This is a genomic window from Oceaniglobus sp. K40-3 (genome assembly GCF_055808395.1).
Genome location: NZ_CM147868.1, coordinates 719,184 through 736,422 on the forward strand (window position 1 = coordinate 719,184; position 17,239 = coordinate 736,422).

The 17,239-nt window shown below is 63.4% G+C and carries 19 protein-coding genes; 14 read left to right on the top strand and 5 right to left on the bottom strand.

Annotated features, from left to right (window positions below; translation table 11 throughout):
- The first annotated feature begins 40 nt into the window (after nucleotides 1-40).
- The 5 genes from AC0L7P_RS03790 to AC0L7P_RS03810 are packed head-to-tail and all read left to right on the top strand — an operon-like array spanning nucleotide 41 to nucleotide 4,284.
- A complete protein-coding gene (locus tag AC0L7P_RS03790; protein ID WP_473434562.1) occupies nucleotides 41-991 on the top strand; it encodes a carbohydrate ABC transporter permease in 951 nt (316 codons plus the stop codon).
- On the top strand, nucleotides 988-1,842 hold the full coding sequence (locus AC0L7P_RS03795) for a carbohydrate ABC transporter permease (protein WP_473434563.1): 855 nt from the start codon (nucleotides 988-990) through the stop codon (nucleotides 1,840-1,842). The genes AC0L7P_RS03790 and AC0L7P_RS03795 overlap by 4 nt, the downstream gene beginning before the upstream one ends.
- Nucleotides 1,839-2,507: an N-acetylmannosamine-6-phosphate 2-epimerase gene (locus AC0L7P_RS03800; RefSeq protein WP_473434564.1), complete on the top strand. Its 669-nt coding sequence runs from the start codon at nucleotides 1,839-1,841 to the stop codon at nucleotides 2,505-2,507. The genes AC0L7P_RS03795 and AC0L7P_RS03800 overlap by 4 nt, the downstream gene beginning before the upstream one ends.
- A complete protein-coding gene (locus AC0L7P_RS03805) occupies nucleotides 2,504-3,403 on the top strand; it encodes an N-acetylglucosamine kinase (protein ID WP_473434565.1) in 900 nt (299 codons plus the stop codon). The genes AC0L7P_RS03800 and AC0L7P_RS03805 overlap by 4 nt, the downstream gene beginning before the upstream one ends.
- The gene (locus AC0L7P_RS03810; protein ID WP_473434566.1) at nucleotides 3,400-4,284 is read left to right on the top strand and encodes an N-acetylmuramic acid 6-phosphate etherase; all 885 of its coding nucleotides are present in this window, start codon (nucleotides 3,400-3,402) and stop codon (nucleotides 4,282-4,284) included. Before AC0L7P_RS03805 ends, AC0L7P_RS03810 begins: the two co-directional genes overlap by 4 nt.
- 51 nt (nucleotides 4,285-4,335) lie before the next feature.
- On the opposite strand, the gene AC0L7P_RS03815 is transcribed toward AC0L7P_RS03810, so the two are convergent.
- From AC0L7P_RS03815 to AC0L7P_RS03830, 4 genes are read right to left on the bottom strand one after another with little or no spacing between them, the layout of a single operon-like run.
- Nucleotides 4,336-5,454, bottom strand: coding sequence for an anhydro-N-acetylmuramic acid kinase (locus AC0L7P_RS03815; RefSeq protein WP_473434567.1), 1,119 nt, complete (start codon nucleotides 5,452-5,454; stop codon nucleotides 4,336-4,338).
- The gene (locus AC0L7P_RS03820; RefSeq protein WP_473434568.1) at nucleotides 5,447-6,433 is read right to left on the bottom strand and encodes a serine hydrolase domain-containing protein; all 987 of its coding nucleotides are present in this window, start codon (nucleotides 6,431-6,433) and stop codon (nucleotides 5,447-5,449) included. Before AC0L7P_RS03820 ends, AC0L7P_RS03815 begins: the two co-directional genes overlap by 8 nt.
- A complete protein-coding gene (locus tag AC0L7P_RS03825; RefSeq protein ID WP_473434569.1) occupies nucleotides 6,426-7,394 on the bottom strand; it encodes an ABC transporter ATP-binding protein in 969 nt (322 codons plus the stop codon). The genes AC0L7P_RS03820 and AC0L7P_RS03825 overlap by 8 nt, the downstream gene beginning before the upstream one ends.
- A complete protein-coding gene (locus AC0L7P_RS03830) occupies nucleotides 7,391-8,398 on the bottom strand; it encodes an ABC transporter ATP-binding protein (protein ID WP_473434570.1) in 1,008 nt (335 codons plus the stop codon). The genes AC0L7P_RS03825 and AC0L7P_RS03830 overlap by 4 nt, the downstream gene beginning before the upstream one ends.
- A 225-nt stretch (nucleotides 8,399-8,623) precedes the next feature.
- On the opposite strand from AC0L7P_RS03830, the gene AC0L7P_RS03835 reads away from it, so the two are divergent.
- The 4 genes from AC0L7P_RS03835 to AC0L7P_RS03850 are packed head-to-tail and all read left to right on the top strand — an operon-like array spanning nucleotide 8,624 to nucleotide 12,741.
- Entirely contained in the window at nucleotides 8,624-10,138 is a 1,515-nt protein-coding gene (locus AC0L7P_RS03835) for an ABC transporter substrate-binding protein (RefSeq protein ID WP_473434571.1), read from the top strand.
- A 55-nt stretch (nucleotides 10,139-10,193) separates the two neighbouring features.
- Nucleotides 10,194-11,141 (top strand): ABC transporter permease, encoded by a 948-nt coding sequence (locus AC0L7P_RS03840; protein WP_473434572.1) that lies wholly within the window; start codon nucleotides 10,194-10,196, stop codon nucleotides 11,139-11,141.
- On the top strand, nucleotides 11,138-11,965 hold the full coding sequence (locus tag AC0L7P_RS03845; protein WP_473434573.1) for an ABC transporter permease: 828 nt from the start codon (nucleotides 11,138-11,140) through the stop codon (nucleotides 11,963-11,965). The genes AC0L7P_RS03840 and AC0L7P_RS03845 overlap by 4 nt, the downstream gene beginning before the upstream one ends.
- The gene (locus AC0L7P_RS03850; RefSeq protein WP_473434574.1) at nucleotides 11,962-12,741 is read left to right on the top strand and encodes a GntR family transcriptional regulator; all 780 of its coding nucleotides are present in this window, start codon (nucleotides 11,962-11,964) and stop codon (nucleotides 12,739-12,741) included. Before AC0L7P_RS03845 ends, AC0L7P_RS03850 begins: the two co-directional genes overlap by 4 nt.
- Here the strand turns inward: AC0L7P_RS03850 and AC0L7P_RS03855 are convergent.
- On the bottom strand, nucleotides 12,699-13,217 hold the full coding sequence (locus AC0L7P_RS03855) for a GAF domain-containing protein (RefSeq protein ID WP_473434575.1): 519 nt from the start codon (nucleotides 13,215-13,217) through the stop codon (nucleotides 12,699-12,701). The two genes, AC0L7P_RS03850 and AC0L7P_RS03855, sit on opposite strands and share 43 nt — an antisense overlap.
- 257 nt (nucleotides 13,218-13,474) lie before the next feature.
- On the opposite strand from AC0L7P_RS03855, the gene AC0L7P_RS03860 reads away from it, so the two are divergent.
- From AC0L7P_RS03860 to AC0L7P_RS03880, 5 genes are all read left to right on the top strand, one after another.
- Nucleotides 13,475-14,563 carry a fatty acid desaturase family protein gene (locus AC0L7P_RS03860; protein WP_473434576.1) on the top strand — a complete coding sequence of 363 codons (1,089 nt, stop codon included), beginning with the start codon at nucleotides 13,475-13,477 and terminating at the stop codon, nucleotides 14,561-14,563.
- 157 nt (nucleotides 14,564-14,720) lie between these two features.
- Nucleotides 14,721-15,077, top strand: coding sequence for a hypothetical protein (locus tag AC0L7P_RS03865; protein ID WP_473434577.1), 357 nt, complete (start codon nucleotides 14,721-14,723; stop codon nucleotides 15,075-15,077).
- On the top strand, nucleotides 15,074-16,231 hold the full coding sequence (gene dapE, locus AC0L7P_RS03870; RefSeq protein ID WP_473434578.1) for a succinyl-diaminopimelate desuccinylase: 1,158 nt from the start codon (nucleotides 15,074-15,076) through the stop codon (nucleotides 16,229-16,231). The genes AC0L7P_RS03865 and dapE overlap by 4 nt, the downstream gene beginning before the upstream one ends.
- Complete coding sequence (locus AC0L7P_RS03875; RefSeq protein WP_473434579.1) at nucleotides 16,228-16,647, top strand: GNAT family N-acetyltransferase; 420 nt, start codon at nucleotides 16,228-16,230, stop codon at nucleotides 16,645-16,647. The genes dapE and AC0L7P_RS03875 overlap by 4 nt, the downstream gene beginning before the upstream one ends.
- A gap of 17 nt (nucleotides 16,648-16,664) precedes the next feature.
- Nucleotides 16,665-17,216 (top strand): TIGR04282 family arsenosugar biosynthesis glycosyltransferase, encoded by a 552-nt coding sequence (locus AC0L7P_RS03880; protein ID WP_473435537.1) that lies wholly within the window; start codon nucleotides 16,665-16,667, stop codon nucleotides 17,214-17,216.
- Nucleotides 17,217-17,239: the final 23 nt, after the last annotated feature.

Below are 17,239 nucleotides of genomic sequence, written 5' to 3' on the forward strand. Positions count from 1 at the left end.
GCTTTCGGGCGCCCGGCCCCCCGTTTAAGGATCACTCCGAATGCCCGACGTCGCCCCCATCGCCGCCAACCGCCCGCGCGGCTGGATCACCGGGCGCGGCACATGGATCACGTTCCTGCTGGTGCCGCCGCTGGTGGTGATGCTGCTGTTCGTGATCTATCCCATCGTTTCGGCGTTGGCCTATGCGTTTTATGACTGGACAGGGCTGCGCCGCGACGGATTTGTCGGGCTGGAAAATTTCCGCACCATCCTGTTTGACGAACCCTATGCCAGCACCACCTGGCGGGCATTCAAACATAATATCATCGTCTTTGCCTCGCTCATGGTGGTGCAGAATGGCGTGGGCTTTGTTCTGGCCTATGCCCTGTGGCGCGATCTGCCCGGCGCGCGGTTTCACCGGGTGGCGGTGTTTTTGCCAGTGGTCCTGTCCACCGTGATCATCGGCTATCTGTGGAAACTGTTCTTTCACCCGATTTTCGGCGTGGTCAATCAATCGTTCAAGGCCATGGGGCTGAGTGATCTGGTGCAACCCTGGCTGGGCCAAAGCGACACGGCGCTGGCGGCGCTGATTTTTGTCAACGCCTGGGCCTGGGTCGGTTTTCCCACGCTGGTGTTTCTGGCCGGGTTACAGCGCATCCCGTCTGAACTGATCGACGCCGCGCGCATGGAAACCGACAGCGAATGGCACCTGATCCGCAAGATCGTCTGGCCCCTTATCGCGCCCTCGACCACGGTGGTGTTTATTCTGCTGTTCATTGGCTCGTTCAACTGGTTTGAGCTGCCTTATATCATGGCCGGGCTTGACGGGTCGCCATTCGGGTCAACCGATGTGTTGGGCCTGTTCTTTTACCGCACCGCGTTTGGCAACCAATCGGCCGGGGTTCAGGATTTTGGGCTGGGTTCGGCCCTGGCGGTCATCATGTTCCTGTTCATCGCCGTGGTCGCCACATTCTGGACATTGCACCTGCGCAAAAAGGAGCTTGACCTGTGAGCAGCGCACCGGACACGGGCCGGGGCCTTTTGGCCACCTTCGGGCGTGACGGGTTGATGCAGATCATCCTGATCGCCAACAGTTTTTTGATGCTGTTTCCGATCGTCATCATGATCTTCTCGGGCTTCAAATCGAACATGGAGATTTTCCAGTCGCCATTTTCAATCCCCGATTTCACCGATCTGTCGAACTTTGCCGCCATGGCAACCCAAAGCAATTTCCTGCGCTATCTGTTCAATTCGTTCCTTGTGACGGGCGTGTCCATCGCCCTGATCCTGGTCCTTGGGCTGATGGCCTCTTACGCGCTGGGCCGCTATGCCTTTCGCGGCTCGGCGTTTGTCTTGTTGTTTTTCATGGCGGGGCTGATGCTGCCCCTGAAACTGGCGATCATTCCGCTGTTCATCCTGTTCCGCGATCTGGGCATCCTGAATTCGTACCTGTCGCTGATTGCGGTCTACACCGCCATGGGCCTGCCCTCGACCATCTTCATCATGACCGGTTTTATCCGCAGCCTGCCGCGCGAATTGGAAGATGCCGCGCGCATGGATGGTGCATCCGAGGCGCGGATCATGTGGGCGATCATGCTGCCGCTCTGCCGTCCGGCCATGGTGATCGCGGCGATCTATAACCTTGTGCCGATCTGGAACGATTTCTTTTTCCCTCTGGTGTTCATTCAGGACGACAACCTGAAAACCCTGCCCCAGGGGATGACCACCTTTATTGGTGAATTCGTCACCAACTGGGGGGTGATGTTCGCGGGGCTGACGCTGGCGGCCGCGCCGATCACCATTCTTTACATCCTGCTGTCACGCCAGTTCATCAACGGGATGACATCAGGAGCCGTGAAATGAAGACTCTGCCCAAAGGTGCGTTGATCGTGTCCTGTCAGGCGCGCGCTGATAACCCACTGCACGGGCCGGTGCATATGGCGGCCATGGCGCAGGCAGCCGAACAGGGCGGCGCGCGGGGTTTGCGCGCCAACGGGCCGGATGATATTGCCGCGATCCGCGCCGTCAGTGACCTGCCGATGATCGGGATTCACAAGGTGTTTTGCGACGATGTGCCGGTTTACATCACCCCAACGATTGCCGCCGCCGATGGTGTGATGGCAGCCGGGGCGCAGATTGTCGGGCTGGATTGCACCGAAAGGCCACGGCAGGGCGACGATTGGCGCGCCATCATCGCCCATATCGCCGCGCAGGGCTGCGCCAGCTTTGCCGATATTTCCACCCTTGCGGAAGGTATCGCTGCCGCCGATGCCGGGGCCGATTATGTGGCGACCACCTTGTCGGGCCATACCGATTATACCCAGGCACCGCCGGGCGGCGGGCCGGACCTTGCACTGATCCGGGCACTGGCCGACCGGCTGAGCGTGCCAATCGTGGCCGAGGGGCGCATCCGCACGCCGCAAGACGTGCACGCAGCCTTGGATTCAGGCGCCCATGCCGTTGTCGTGGGAACCGCCATCACCAACCCCCGCGAAATCACCCGTGGTTTCACAGGTGGTTTGACATGAGCCTTTACCTTGGCGTGGATATGGGCGGCACCGCGTCGCGCTGGGTGGTCTGTGATCAGAGTGGCGCCGAGGTGGCGCGCGGGCTTGCCGAAGGGGGAAGCGGGCTGATCTTTGATGCGGCCAGCATGGCCAGCTTTGCCGGCGCGCTGGAAACGATCCGCGATGCCATGCCGGGCGCCGCCACCGGCGCGCATTTCGGCATTACCGGCGCCGGGTTTCAGCCCCACCCAAGGATCGAAAGCCAGGTCGAGGCGGTGTTCGGCCTGCCCCGCGCCGCCTATTCCTATTCCAACGACATGGTGCTGGCGTGGCATGCGGCCTTTGGCGAAACAGGGCGGGGCTATCTGATTTCATCGGGCACCGGCTCAATCGGGATCTCTATCGAGCGGGATGGCCCCCCCATCATCGTCGGCGGGCGCGGGATCATGATTGACGATGGCGGTTCCGGCAGTTGGATCGCCCTGCGCGCCCTGGATCGGTTGTTCCGGCTGATCGACCATGCGGGCGCGCCCGAGGGGGCCGAGATTCTGGCCCGCCACCTGTTTGCGGCAACCGGCGGTGACGGGCGCGATGCGATCAACGCCTATGTCTATGGCCGGGGCCGCGGGCAGGTGGGCCAGCTTGCCCAGGCCGTCGCCGCCGCAGCCTGTGACGGCGATACCATGGCCCTGTCGATCATCGAAGAGGCGGGCACCGAACTGGTGCGCCTTGCCCGGGCGCTGATCCGGCGGGGCGGTCCCGCGCCGGTCTCATTCATCGGTGGAATCATCGGGCTGCACCCGGCGATCCGCGCCCGGATCGAAGCCGACATGGACGGCCAACACCCCACCTTTCCCCGCATCGATGCCGCCGCCCAGGCCGCACAGATGGCAAGCAAGATCGGACCCACCCCATGAGCAAAACCACCGAAAGCGCCGCCGCCCGGTTTATCGGCGTTGAAAACTGGCCCACGGATGAAATCGTGCTGACGATCATCGAAGGGCAACTGGGCGCCATCGCAGCCGTGCAGGGGCAGGCCGCAGCGCTGAGCCATGCCGTCGATGCCGCTGCCGCGCGGTTGGAACGGGGCGGGCGGTTGATCTATCTCGGGGCGGGAACATCGGGCAGGCTGGCGGCGCTGGATGCTGCCGAACTGCCCCCCACCTTTAACTGGCCCTATGAACGCGCCGTGGCATTGATGGCTGGTGGTCCGGGTGCCTTTACCCGGGCTGTTGAAGGGGCCGAGGATGATGCGATGGCCGCTGGTGAGGAGATGACGGCCATCGGGCTGAGCGACCGGGATGTGGTGATCGGCGTCGCGGCATCAGGGCGCACCCCCTATGTGGTGGGCGGGCTGACCCATGCGCGGGCATTGGGGGCGCTGACCATCGCGGTGGTGAACAACGCAGACAGCGCCGTGGGCGCCGCCGCCGAGATCGAAATTGCCGCCGCCACGGGGGCGGAGGTGCTGGCCGGGTCAACGCGGCTCAAGGCCGGGACGGCGCAAAAGGCGGTGCTGAACACCCTGTCCACCGCCGTGATGCTGCGGCTGGGGTATGTTTATCGCGGGCGGATGGTGGAAATGAACCCCAGCAATGACAAGCTGCGCGGGCGGGCGGTTGAAATGGTGGCCGATCTGGCCGATGTGGCCCCCCATGTGGCGCAAGAGGCGCTGGAGGCGGCCGGTCAGTCGATCAAGCTGGCGGTGGTGATGTTGCTGCGCGGGCTGAGCCGCGCCGATGCCGAGGCCGCGCTGGACAAGGCCGACGGGCGGTTGTACCGGGCGCTGGCCAAGTGAACCGCGCTGGCGCGCGGTGCCTGCGGCGCGAGTATTTTTATCAGTAAAAAATCAGGGGCGGGCGATTTGGCCGCCTGGCATTGGGTTTGGCACGCCGGTGGTGTCGGGAAAGCTGATCGGCAGGCCGCGCAGGGTGCGCACCGCCAGCAGGGCGAAACATTCCGCCTCGATCGCGTCGCCGCGCCAGCCCTGGGTTTCTGCCGTCACGGCCTCGACATTTGCGCGGTGGTTGAGGGCCGTCATCAGGGCCGGATTGCGCCGCCCGCCGCCACAGACGATCAGCCGTGTGGGGCGGATCGGCAACAGATCGAGCGCGCGCCCCACGGCAGCGGCAGAGAATGCCGTGAGGGTGGCGGCGCCATCGGCATCGGACAGGCCATCGGCCAAGGCGGTGCCGAAATCGAACCGGTCGAGGGATTTGGGGAAAGGTGCGGTCATATAGGGGTGTTCCAGCGCTTTTGCCAGACGCGCCTCATTCACCTTTCCGGCCCGGGCCAGCGCGCCGTCGCGATCCATGTCGCCCAGGCCGCGCGCCGTGACGAAATCATTGATCGGGGCGTTGGCCGGGCCGGTGTCGAACGCGATCAGCCTATCGTCGGGACCGAGCCATGACACGTTGGCCACCCCGCCAAGGTTCAGCACTGCCGTGCCTTCGGGCCGGCCCAGTGAGCGCAGAAGTGCGGCGTGATAGGTGCCCGAAAGCGGTGCGCCCTGACCACCTGCGGCCATATCAGCGCTGCGGAAATCATGGACCACGGGAACGCCCAGCACTTTCGCCATGGCCGCGCCATCGCCCAATTGCCGCGTCTGGCCCTTGCGCCCCGGTTCGGGGGCGCGGTGCAGCACCGATTGGCCGTGAAACCCGACGACGCCGAGGTTGGCCAACCCCGGCCCGTGTTTCTCGGCCACCAGGCGCACTGCCTCGGCCTGGGCCAGGGTCAGGCGCGTTTCAGCCTCGGCAAAGATTGCGGGGTCTGGACCGTTGAAGGCCCATGTGCGGGCCTGTGCCAGCGTTTCGACCAACAGGGCGCGCAGATCGTCGGGGTATGGCACCAGTTGGTAAGCGCCGAATTCGGCCACGCCCTCGCCATTCGTGCGGATCAGGGCCACGTCGATGTTGCCGTCCAGAACCGTGCCGGTCATCAGGCCGGCCGCCCAGATGTCATTCATTGATCAGATCCCCTACTTCGATACGCAGCGCGGCGATGCCGCTGTCGGTGTGGCGCGATGGATGTACCCGGTTGGTCAGCAGCGCCCAGGCGTGGCCCCGGTCGTAATCGACCCAGAGGCCCGTGCCGGTAAATCCCGTGTGGCCGATGGCATTGTCGGAAATGCGCGCACTGCCGCTCCACCCCGGATGGGGGGCCTGCCAGCCATGGGTGCGGTCAGGGGACAGGCGGGTGCGGATGGGGGCATCGGCGGGGGTATCGAACAGGCTCTGGGCGAAATCCAGCACCGCGTCGATGGTGCCGAACAGCCCGGCGTGGCCCGACCCTTGCAGCGCATAGCAGTTTTCGTCGTGCACCTCGCCGCAGATCACCCGCCCGCGCCAGGTGCAATCTTCGGTTGCTGCGGTTTGTGCCGGGTGGGGGGCAAAGCTGAACCCCGGGCCGGGATCGAGATCGCGCAACCGGCAGCCGTGATACCGTTCAAGCGCGATGCCCAGCAGGATAAAGTTGATGTCGGAATAGACGGGCGGGCCAGCGCGCCATTCCCGTTGCAGCACAAAGGCGCGCAGGGTGTCGGGGTTTGAACCGTAGGTATAGAGCGGTTCAACCCCCGGAAAGGCGGTTTGATGGCCAAGGCACTGGCGGAACGTGACCTGCCGTTCCCATGCGTTCATGTCGTATTGGCGCAGGTCGGGCATCAGGACGGTTAGTGGATCGTCCAGCGAAAACGCCCCCTTGGCGGCCAGATCGAGAATGCGGCTGGTGGTGAAGATCACCTTGGTCAGTGAGGCCAGATCAAACCATGTGTCGCGGCTCAGCGTGCGGCGTTCGGGGCGCAGTTGTGCCATGCCATCCACCGCCACGGCGCGGGTGCCGTCGGTGGTGACAAGGCCAAGGGTGGCGCCAGGTATACGCCCTGCGGCCACTGCGGCGTGAACGGGTTGCATGGCGCGGTTTACCCGTGTTTGTGCGTCAGTCATGGGCGGACACCGGATAGAGATGGCAGGCGACTTCTCCGGGGGTGTCCGGAGTGTCGGCGGGGCTGCCCAGGGGCGGGATCACCTTGCGGCATACCTCCATCACCTGCGGACAGCGCCCGTGAAAGGCACAGCCGGGGGGCGGCGCGGATGGATCGGGTACTTCACCGCTCAGGCGCACCCTATCTTCGCGGCGCGCGCCGATCCGGGGGATCGCAGACAGAAGGGCGCGGGTATAGGGGTGGCGGGGCGATTGCATGATCTGTTCCGCCGGGCCGATTTCGACGACGCGGCCCAGATACATCACCGCGATCCGGTCACTCACATGGCGGATCACCGACAGATCGTGACTGATGAACACGATGGCCAGATTCAGCCGGGCGCGCAGATCGGAAATCAGGTTGATGATCTGGCTCTGGATCGATACGTCCAGCGCCGAGACCGCCTCATCCGCGACGATCAGTTTCGGATCAAGCGCGAGCGCGCGGGCGATGGCGATGCGTTGCCGTTGCCCGCCGGAAAATTCGTGAGGGTATCGCGTGGCGGCATCCTCGGGCAGGCCGACGAGTTCGATCAGTTCGGCCACCCGGGCGCGGCGTGATGTCTTGTCGCCGACCCCCTGCACGATCAGCGGTTCGGCAATCACATGGCCCACTTTGTGGGTCGGGTTGAGCGAGCCGAAGGGATCCTGGAACACGATCTGCATATCCCGGCGCAGGGCCTTCATGTCGCGTTTGCCCATGGTGGTCAGATCGCGACCATCAAAGGTGATCTGGCCGGACGTTGGTTCGATCAGACGCAGCAGGGTGCGCCCCAGAGTGGATTTGCCACAGCCCGATTCACCGACAAGGCCCAGAACCTCGCCCGGGGCGACATCGATCGACACATCGGTGACGGCGCGGATTGGCGCGCCGGTTTTGCCGGGAAACACCTTGGAAAGGTTGCGGGCGGTGAGCAGGTTCATGCGGGGTTCCAACATCTGACGCGGTGGTTTTCGCCGCCCTGCACCGGGGCAAGAGGCGGCATTTTTGCGGCGCATTCGGCCACCGGGTGGGTGCAGCGCGGATGATAGGCGCAACCGACGGGGCGTTTGCCCGGCGGGGGCACCAGACCGGCGATGGCGGGCAGGCGGGTGCCCGGTGGGTTTGACGCGGGCATGGTGGCCAGCAACGCCTGTGCATACCGGTGGCGGGGGTGGGCGAACAGGGCATCTGACGGGGCCTGTTCCACGATCCGCCCGCCATACATCACCGCCACCCGGTCGCAATATTGCGCCACGACACCCAGATCATGGGTGATCAGCAAAACCGCCATCCCGGTTTCACGGCGCAGATCATCGAGCAGGTCAAGGATTTGCGCCTGCACGGTCACATCCAATGCAGTTGTCGGTTCATCGGCCACCAACAGGCGGGGGCCACAAGCCAGGGCGATGGCGATCATCACCCGTTGCCGCTGACCGCCCGACATTTCGTGGGGATAGCGGCCCAGGGCGCGGCGCGGCGCGGGCAGGCCGACCTTGGCCAACAAGGCCTCGGCGCCGTCCATCGCCTCGGCGTGGCCAACGCGACGGTGCAGCAGGATCGCCTCGCTTACCTGATCGCCCACGGTCAGGACCGGGTTGAGCGATGTCATGGGTTCCTGAAAAATCATCGCAACATCGTTGCCACGCACGTTTTCCATGTCGCCCATGGGCAGCGACAACAGATCGCGCCCGTCCAGCATCACACGGCCAGCGGTGGGGCGGATTTGCGGTTCGGCCAAAAGGCGCAGGATGGCCAGCGCCGTCACCGATTTGCCGCAGCCCGATTCCCCCACCAGCCCGACCATTTCACCCGCCGCCACGTCGAGTGAGATACCTTCGACCACCGCATTGGCCCCGGCGCTTAAGGTCAGGCCGTCGATCTGCAACAGGGGTGTATCGGCGGTGATAACCCCGCGTCGCTTTGTCAGTTCGGCTGAATTGGTCATGTATTGGCCTTACTTTCCTGCCGTCGCGTGTATATTTCCACCTGCCAAAACCGCCGGTGTGCGACGGTAACGCATGTATTGCGTGGATCAGCTTAATCCCCTAACGTCAATTCTGTCCAGTGTGGTTCTGGATTGGTCTGTACGCACCGACCAACCCGGCCACGGCGGAAAATAACAATGCCGCCAGCGCGCAAACCGGCGGCCGACAGTTCAGGGAGATGTTTAATGTTTATCAGAACAACAAAGGCGGCGCTGGTCGGTGGCACGATTCTGGCCAGCCTTGCCATGGGCGGGGCCGCTGCGGCGCAGACCCTTGATGTGGCGCTGAATTCGCCGCCTGCCGGGCTTGATCCGCATCTTGTGACGGCGTTCAATTCGGTGCTGATTGCAAGCCCGAACATTTACGAGGCGCTGACCGGGATCAACGCCGATCTCGATATCACCCCCGCCCTTGCGACAAGCTGGGAGATTTCCGAGGACGGCCTGACATACACATTCAAGCTGCGCGAAGGGGCCACGTTCCATGACGGCAGCACCTTTGACGCCGAGGATGCGGCGGCTTCGTTGCGGCGGGTGCAGTCGGAAAAGATCGCCTCGCCGCTGGCCAGCCGGATCAGCCCGATCACCGGGATCGAGGTGGTCGATCCTGTCACCCTGCGCCTGACCCTGAACGCGCCTTTCGCGCCCTTGCTGGCATCGCTGGCCACCGTCGCGATCGTGCCGGCCGAGTTTGAAAACGACCCCGACGCGCTGCAAAAGACGCCCGTTGGCACCGGGCCATTCGCGTTTTCCGAATGGCAGCCAAACGGCTATATCAGCCTGACCGCGTTCGATGGCTATTACATGGAAGGCAAGCCGAAGATCGACGAAGTGCGGTTTCATTTCGTACCGGAATCCGCCACGGCGCAGGCCGGGTTCCTTGCGGGGGATTATGATTTGTTGCCCGGGATTGACCCGGCCACATCGCTGACCCTGTCGACCAACCCGAACGTGAAAATTCAGGATACGCGCGATCTGTCCTATACCCTGATCGGGATGAATGCCTCGGCGCCGCCGCTGGACAATCCCGAGGTGCGCGAAGCGGTGAACATGCTGCTGGATCGTCAAAGCATCATCGACGCGGCGCTGTTCGGGGCCGGTGTTCCCGCCGGGCCGCTGTCGCCCGCGCTGACCAGTTGGGCGCTCGATACTGCTGAATTCCCTTGTTATACGCAGGATGTTGACGGCGCCAAGGCCAAGCTGGCCGAGGCGGGCGTGGATGGCCCGGTGAAAATCCGCATGATCGTGCTGCCGCGTCAGGATGCCCGCGACATCGCGCAGGTGGCACAGCAGCAGCTTGCTGCCGGCGGTGTCGAGGTGGAGCTGGTCAATCAGGAAATCGGGCAGTTCGTGCAGGACTGGCGCAATTCCAACTTTGACATGTTCGTATCGGCCAACGGCGGCGCGATTGATCCTGACCTGTATTTCTATCGCACCTTTTACGGCGGCGGATCGACCAACGTGTTCAAATATGACAACCCCGAGGTTGATGCCCTGCTGGATGAAGGGCGCAGCGTCACCGATATGGCCAAACGCAAAGAGATCTATGACGATCTGCAACGCCGGTTGGCCTGTCAGGGGCCGGTTGCCCATATCGCCTATGGCGATCTGATGACGGCGGTTGGGCCAAAGGTCGAAGGGTTCGTGATCAACCCTCTGGGCCGGTTGAACAATCTGGCCGATGTAACCATGAGCGAATGAAGGTGGCGGGCGGGCGCATGTTGCCCGCCCCCGCGCCGGGGACCATGGCATGAGCATGAAATTCCTTTTTGGGCGGCTGGCCGATCTTGCCTTTGTGTTGATTGGCGTGTCGTTCCTTGTGTTTCTGATGATCCGGCTTGTTCCCGGCGATGCGGTCACGATCATGTTGGGGGCCAATACCGAAATCACCCCCGAACGGGTGGCGGAGCTGCGCTCGCGCCTTGGCCTCGATGAATCGCTTTTGGTGCAATACTGGCACTGGGCGGTGGGCGTCACGCAGGGCGATCTGGGCACCTCGGTGTGGACGGGCCGCGCGGTGACCGAGGAAATCGGTGCCGCGCTCTGGCCCACGCTGGAGCTGACCTTTCTGTCGCTGCTGGTGGGGGCGGGCCTGTCGATTCCGCTGGGCGCCTTCATGGCACAGGCGCGCGGCAACTGGAGTGAGGTTGGCGTGCGGGTGGGCGCCATTGCTGGGCTGACCATCCCGTCATTCTGGCTGGGTATCGTTTCGATCCTGCTGGTGAGCAAGTTTTTGCCCGGCACATCCGTGCTGGGCCATGTGCCGTTCACCGAAGACCCGGTTGATAACCTGCGGCGGATGATCCTGCCGGTTTTTGCCCTGTCCCTGCCGATTCTTGCCAATCTGTCGCGGCTTGTGCGCTCGGCCATGCTCGATGCCATGGGGCAGGATTATGTGCGCACCGCCCGGGCCAAGGGCGCGGGGCGGCGGCGGGTGGTGTATAAACACGCCCTGCGTAACGCCCTGATCCCGTTCATCACCAGCGTCGGCGTATCCATGGGGTATCTGCTGGGCGGGGCCATCGTGGTGGAACAGGTGTTTGCCATCCCCGGCCTTGGGCGGCTGGTGCTGGGCGCGATTTCAGAACGCAACTATCCCCTGGTGCAGGCGACGATCCTTGTGATGACCGGCAGTTTCGTTCTGGTGAATTTTGGCGTTGATCTGCTCTATGCGGTGATTGATCCGAGGGTGCGCCGGCGATGATTACTCTGTTGCGCAATAACCGCCTGTTGGCCTTTGCCACCGCATTGGTGGTGTTTCAGGTGGTGCTGGCCATCTTTGCCCCGGTGCTGGGGGTGCAAGATCCGTTTGCACAGGTGATCGTGCAGCGGATGAAAGGGCCGAATGCCCTGAACTGGCTGGGCACCGATCAGTTGGGCCGCGATGTTCTGGCGCGGATCATCTATGGCTATCGCACCTCTCTGCTGACCTGCCTTACGGCGGTGGGGCTGGCGCTGTTGATCGGCGGCAGCATCGGAATTCTGACGGCCTTTTATCGCGGCTGGTTTGACCGGATCGTGATGCGGCTGATGGATGTGATCTTTGCCTTTCCCATCCTGTTGCTGGCCATTGCGGTGATTGCCATTCTCGGCGCCACATCGCTCAGCGCGGCATTGGCCATCGCCGTGGTTTATACCCCGATCTTTGCCCGGCTGCTGCGCGGTCCGGCCTTGGTGATCTGCGAAAGCGAATATGTCGAAGGGGCGCGGGCGATTGGCGCGTCGGATCTGCGGATCATGGCCAGCCATGTCTTGCCCAACCTGGCGTCGATCATTCTGGTGCAAACCTCGCTGTTGCTGTCTGCCGCGATCCTAGTGGAGGCGTCGCTGTCGTTTCTGGGGCTTGGGGCGCAACCGCCCACGCCGTCACTGGGCCTGATGTTGTCGGAAGGGCGCAATTTCCTGTTGCTGGCCCCGTCACCGGCGATTTTCGCGGGCCTTGCGATTCTGTTTCTGTCGTTCGGGTTCAACCTGTTGGGCGATGCCCTGCGCGACAGTCTTGATCCTCGTCTGAAGGCCGCCACATGAGCGAGGCGCAGGTTTCCGAAGGCACCACGCCACTGGCGCGGCTGTTGCTGGGGCTGGGGCGCGCGGATGTGTCGACCGGGCCACGCTATGCCCAGCTTGGCGCGGCCATGCGCGGGCTGATCGAATTGGGCGAATGGCGTGGCGGTATGGCCCTGCCCCCCGAGAGGGTGATTACCGGCGCGACGGGGCTGTCGCGGGCGACGGTGCGGCGGGCGATTGATATATTGGTCGATGAGGGCTTGATCACCCGGCAGCAGGGGGCGGGCAATTTCGTGGCCCGTGCCATTGATCAGCCGCTTTCGGTGCTGTTGGGATTTACCGAAGACATGCGCCTGCGCGGCGCCGCCGCCCGGTCGGTTGTTCTGCGCCAGGGAACAGAGGATGCCTCGCCGGTCGATGTTTTGAAACTGGGCCTGTCACCGGGCGAAAAGGTGTTTTGCCTTGATCGGGTGCGGCTGGCGAATGACGAACCGCTGGCGATTGAACGTGCCGTCATCCCGGCGGCCTGTCTGGGGGATACAGCGGTCAAGGATTCCCTTTATGCCGCGATGCAGGCAGCGGGGGTTATGCCCAGTCGTGCCTTGCAACGGATTCACGCGGCGATTTCCACCGAGGAAGAGTCCCGGCTGTTGGGCAACGGTGAAACGATCCCGATCCTGCGGGTCGAGCGGCGATCGCTTCTGGCCAACGGCCGGCCGATCGAGGTGACCACATCGTCCTATCGCGGGGATCGTTACGATTTCGTGGCGGAACTGACCCTTGGCGCGGCATCCTGAGCCAGAGCATCCACGGTCAGCAGTGTCGCCATGGCCGGCAAGGTCAGCGACCGGCGCGTGATGGTCTGCCGTTCCGGGGTATAATGATGTTCGGCATCCAGAATGTTGATCGTGCCGATCAGCGCCCCGCCCCGCAGTACCGGCAGGTTGATCACGGACCCACAGCCAAGCGCACCGATCAGTTCGTGATCCGGGAACACAAGGGCAATATCCGCCAGCGTGTTGGCGACAAACATTTCGTGCCGCCCGGCGACCACATCAAACCAATCGTTCGGCTCGATCGGTTTGGTCCCCGAAGCGGGGTAATTCACCGGATCGCTGGTATAGGCGCGGCGTGCGACGGACGCCGCGAGGTCGACGCGCATGACGGTGAACAATTTCGCCCCGACAAGGGCATCGGCCAGCCGGTGCAGTGCCGCCTGCGCGGCCTCTGGTGTGGTGGCGCCGGCCAGAGTGCGCGCGAATGTGTCTTGCATCAGGGGCTCCGGTGTCGGGGATGGATCGGGGCATCGCATGATAAAGGTTAGCGGGCGCGCTTGGGCGCGTCCACCCGCACCATGGACAGGCCAACCGACGGGGGTGTGCGCGATGGCCTATCTTCGCAGCGCAACCGAAAACCTATCCAGCGACGCCGCGAAATTCATGTGGCGGCGCCCTTGTCGGAATTCATTGAATCGGCCAAGATTGGCGCAGTCACGGCCCATATGTCGATAAACCCGAAGTGAGAAGTATCATGCCAACCGCCAGCATTGATATGCCCACCGCCCCGACCGGGCGGGATTATGCCCTGACCGGCGAAAATTCACGCTATGCGGTCGAGGCGGGGCTTGCTGCGGCGGAATGGTATCACAGCCAGATTCCGCGCAAGGAAATGAAACAATTGATGAAGCGGCGCGACGGCCCGGCTATGCGCGACACGGCGCTTTGGATCGCGCTGCACATCCTTTTGGCGCTGGGCGGGATCTATTTCTGGGGATCGTGGGTCGCGGTGCCGTTCTGGCTGGCCTATGGGGTGCTGTATGGATCGGCCAGCGATTCACGCTGGCATGAATGTGGCCACGGCACCGCATTCCGCACCAGTTGGATGAATGATGTCGTCTATCACATCGCGTCGTTTCAGGTGATGCGCAACCCGATCAACTGGCGCTGGAGCCACGCGCGCCACCACACCGACACCATCATCGTCGGCCGCGACCCCGAAATCGCATGGATGCGCCCGATCACCCTGTTTCTCAAGGCGCTCAGCTTTGTCGGGGTTCATCATCTGGTGCTGTCGCTGAAAGTGATCGCAAACAACGCCATGGGGCGGCTGACAGCGGATGAGAAAGATTACATTCCCGAATCCGAATGGCCCAGGGTGGTGTTTTGGGGCCGGGTCCATATGGCGATCTATCTGGCCACGCTTGCGGTGACGCTGGCGATGTTGCTGGGTGGTATGGGCTGGAAATCGGCCATTCCGCTGCTTATCATCGGCGGGCCGCGGGCCTATGGGTGCTGGCACATGATAATGACCGGGCTGTTGCAGCATGGCGGCCTGGCCGAAAACGTGACCGATCACCGGCTGAATTCGCGTACGGTCTATATGAACCCGATCAGCCGCTGGTTGTATTGGAACATGAATTACCACATCGAACATCACATGTTTCCCATGGTTCCCTATCATGCCCTGCCCAGGCTGCACGAGATGATAAAGGATGATCTGCCACCGCCCAACACGTCGATCTGGGACGCCTATCGTGAACTGGCCGGGGCAATGTGGAAGCTGCGCAAAGACCCGGAGTATTACATTCGCCGCGAACTCCCCCACGGCGCGGCCCTATAAGGAATCCTTGCATCAGGTTGTGCCTGACCGCGCTGATTTCGTTGCAAAAGCCGGCTGATCTCGGGCTATCGTGGGGGCAGTGCAGCCGTCTTGGGCGGGTGCGCGGCGACCGATTAAAGACTTGCCCAAAGCGCGCGTTCCTGCCACCACATGCGCCATGGCAAAATCTGAAAAACCCCATCACGTCTATACCCTGCTGGTCGAGGTTGGCCGCAAATCCGGTGACGGTCTGCCCGACGGGGCAACCGGCGCCGCGCTCATGTGTTATGCCAGCGGCGTAGACGAAGGCGAGGCGGTGCGCGAAACCGTCGCGATCCTGAAACAGGCCGATATGGCGCCGCTGGATGTCACCGGGTACGGCACGTTGGAAGAGCGGCTGGCCGAAGGCCATGACATCGACGACGATGAACAGGCCCTGATGGCGCGCGCCCGCGCCGAAAATGCCGTGATCGTCGCCCAGATGACCCCGTTCTATGACCCGGTTACCAGCGAAGAGGGACGACAGGACCGATGAGCGCACAGCAAACCCCAATTGATCCCGTTGCCCTGACCGCTGATCTGATCCGCTGCCCCTCTGTCACCCCGGACGAGGGCGGCGCGATCACCCTGTTGCACGGGCTTCTGGAACAGGCCGGCTTTACCTGCACCCGGGTGAACCGGGGTGGCATCGCCAATCTGCACGCCCGCTGGGGCGATCTGGGCAATGGCCGCGTGTTCGGTTTTAACGGTCACACCGATGTGGTGCCCGTGGGCAACCCCGCCGATTGGCGCCATGATCCGTTCAGCGCCGAAGTGGTGGATGGTGTGATGTACGGGCGCGGTGCCTGCGATATGAAATCCGGCGTGGCCGCCTTTGCCGCTGCTGCCATCGACTTTGTGCACGCAACGCCCCCCGAGGGCGCTGTGGTGCTGGCCATCACTGGCGATGAGGAAGGCGACGGCGTGGATGGCACCGCCGCGATCCTCGACTGGATGGCCGAAACCGGCGAGAGGATGGATCATTGCCTCGTGGGCGAACCCACCTGCCCCGACACCATGGGCGAGATGATGAAAATCGGGCGGCGCGGCTCGATGACCGCCTATTTCACTGCCACCGGCGTGCAGGGCCATTCGGCCTATCCGCACCGGGCGAAAAACCCGGTTCCCGCCATGGCGCGCCTGATGGACAGGTTGGCCAGCCATCCCATTGATACCGGCACCGATCATTTCGATGCCACCACCTTGGCTGTCACCACCATCGACACCGGCAATCCGGCCAACAACGTCATTCCCGCCACCTGCCGCGCCACGGTGAACATCCGGTTCAACGATGCGCAAACCTCGGTTGGCCTGACCGATTGGTTGCAAGGCGAGGCAGATCGCGTCGCTGAAGAAACCGGCGTGGCCTTTGATATGACCCTGAAAGTGTCGGGCGAAAGCTTCATCACGCCTCCCGGCCCCCTGTCCGATATAATCGGGCGCGCGGTAAAGGGCGAAACCGGGCTGGACCCGGTGCTTTCGACCACCGGCGGTACGTCGGACGCCCGTTTTGTCAAATCCCATTGTCCGGTGGTGGAATTCGGCCTTGTGGGGCGCAGCATGCATCAGGTCGATGAATGTGTTGAGGTGGCCCATATCCACCAGCTCAAGGCAATTTATGGCCGCATTCTGCGGGATTACTTTTCATGATTTCGGTAAGCCTGACTGATGACCTTGCCGCCTGCCATACCGTCCGCCGCACCGTATTCATCGACGAACAAGGCGTGAGCGAAGCCGAAGAGATCGACGGATACGACGGCGACGCCCTGCATCTTCTGGCCTGTGACAATGGTGCGCCGGTTGGCACTGCACGCCTTTTGATCAAGGGCGATATGGCCAAGATCGGGCGTGTTTGCGTCCTGGGCTCTCATCGGGGCACGGGCGTTGGGGCGGCATTGATCCGCGCCGCACTGGTTGAATTGCGCCGCCGCCCTGATCTGCGCGTTGCGCGGTTAGGATCGCAGGTTCAGGTGATCGGCTTTTACGAAAAGCTGGGCTTTGTCGCCCATGGCCCGATCTATGACGATGCCGGGATCGACCATCGCGACATGGATTGCCCCTTGTGACACCCCGCCTGATGGTCATGGTGAAAGAACCGCGCCCGGGGCGGGTGAAAACCCGACTTGGCCGCGATATTGGCATGGTGAATGCCGCATGGTGGTTTCGCCACCAGACGGGCCGCCTGTTGCGTCGGCTGGACGATCCGCGCTGGCAAATGATGCTGGCCGTTTCCCCCGACCGTGACGGCATGACCAGCCGCATCTGGCCTGCGCATCTGCCCCGGATACCACAGGGGGCGGGTGATCTGGGGGATCGGATGGCGCGCGCCCTGCGCATTGCGCCACCGGGGCCTGCAGTGGTGATCGGGGCCGATATTCCGGGCATCACCCCCGCCCATATCGCCCGGGCGTTTGCCGCCCTTGGCCGCCACGACGCGGTGATCGGCCCGGCGGTGGATGGCGGGTATTGGCTGATCGGGCTGAAACGGGTCGCGGCCACGCCTGCCGGCCTGTTTGCCAATGTGCGCTGGTCGTCGCAACACGCCATGGCCGATACCCTTGCCTCGGCCCCCGGATTGCGGTGGGCAAAGGTCGATACCCTGCGTGATGTGGATACGGCCGCCGATCTTGCGTGACGCCCCGTGCGCCCCGTGCTAGC

Excerpts from the sequence above, each read along its gene's own strand:
- AC0L7P_RS03830 (WP_473434570.1), bottom strand. The coding sequence starts at position 8,398 with ATGACCAATTCAGCCGAACTGACAAAGCGACGCGGGGTTATCACCGCC.
- AC0L7P_RS03800 (WP_473434564.1), top strand. The coding sequence starts at position 1,839 with ATGAAGACTCTGCCCAAAGGTGCGTTGATCGTGTCCTGTCAGGCGCGC.
- AC0L7P_RS03845 (WP_473434573.1), top strand. The coding sequence starts at position 11,138 with ATGATTACTCTGTTGCGCAATAACCGCCTGTTGGCCTTTGCCACCGCA.
- AC0L7P_RS03805 (WP_473434565.1), top strand. The coding sequence starts at position 2,504 with ATGAGCCTTTACCTTGGCGTGGATATGGGCGGCACCGCGTCGCGCTGG.
- AC0L7P_RS03860 (WP_473434576.1), top strand. The coding sequence starts at position 13,475 with ATGCCAACCGCCAGCATTGATATGCCCACCGCCCCGACCGGGCGGGAT.
- AC0L7P_RS03875 (WP_473434579.1), top strand. The coding sequence starts at position 16,228 with ATGATTTCGGTAAGCCTGACTGATGACCTTGCCGCCTGCCATACCGTC.
- AC0L7P_RS03815 (WP_473434567.1), bottom strand. The coding sequence starts at position 5,454 with ATGAATGACATCTGGGCGGCCGGCCTGATGACCGGCACGGTTCTGGAC.
- AC0L7P_RS03850 (WP_473434574.1), top strand. The coding sequence starts at position 11,962 with ATGAGCGAGGCGCAGGTTTCCGAAGGCACCACGCCACTGGCGCGGCTG.
- AC0L7P_RS03790 (WP_473434562.1), top strand. The coding sequence starts at position 41 with ATGCCCGACGTCGCCCCCATCGCCGCCAACCGCCCGCGCGGCTGGATC.
- AC0L7P_RS03840 (WP_473434572.1), top strand. The coding sequence starts at position 10,194 with ATGAAATTCCTTTTTGGGCGGCTGGCCGATCTTGCCTTTGTGTTGATT.
- AC0L7P_RS03835 (WP_473434571.1), top strand. The coding sequence starts at position 8,624 with ATGTTTATCAGAACAACAAAGGCGGCGCTGGTCGGTGGCACGATTCTG.
- dapE (WP_473434578.1), top strand. The coding sequence starts at position 15,074 with ATGAGCGCACAGCAAACCCCAATTGATCCCGTTGCCCTGACCGCTGAT.
- AC0L7P_RS03855 (WP_473434575.1), bottom strand. The coding sequence starts at position 13,217 with ATGCAAGACACATTCGCGCGCACTCTGGCCGGCGCCACCACACCAGAG.
- AC0L7P_RS03810 (WP_473434566.1), top strand. The coding sequence starts at position 3,400 with ATGAGCAAAACCACCGAAAGCGCCGCCGCCCGGTTTATCGGCGTTGAA.
- AC0L7P_RS03820 (WP_473434568.1), bottom strand. The coding sequence starts at position 6,433 with ATGACTGACGCACAAACACGGGTAAACCGCGCCATGCAACCCGTTCAC.
- AC0L7P_RS03880 (WP_473435537.1), top strand. The coding sequence starts at position 16,665 with ATGGTGAAAGAACCGCGCCCGGGGCGGGTGAAAACCCGACTTGGCCGC.
- AC0L7P_RS03865 (WP_473434577.1), top strand. The coding sequence starts at position 14,721 with ATGGCAAAATCTGAAAAACCCCATCACGTCTATACCCTGCTGGTCGAG.
- AC0L7P_RS03825 (WP_473434569.1), bottom strand. The coding sequence starts at position 7,394 with ATGAACCTGCTCACCGCCCGCAACCTTTCCAAGGTGTTTCCCGGCAAA.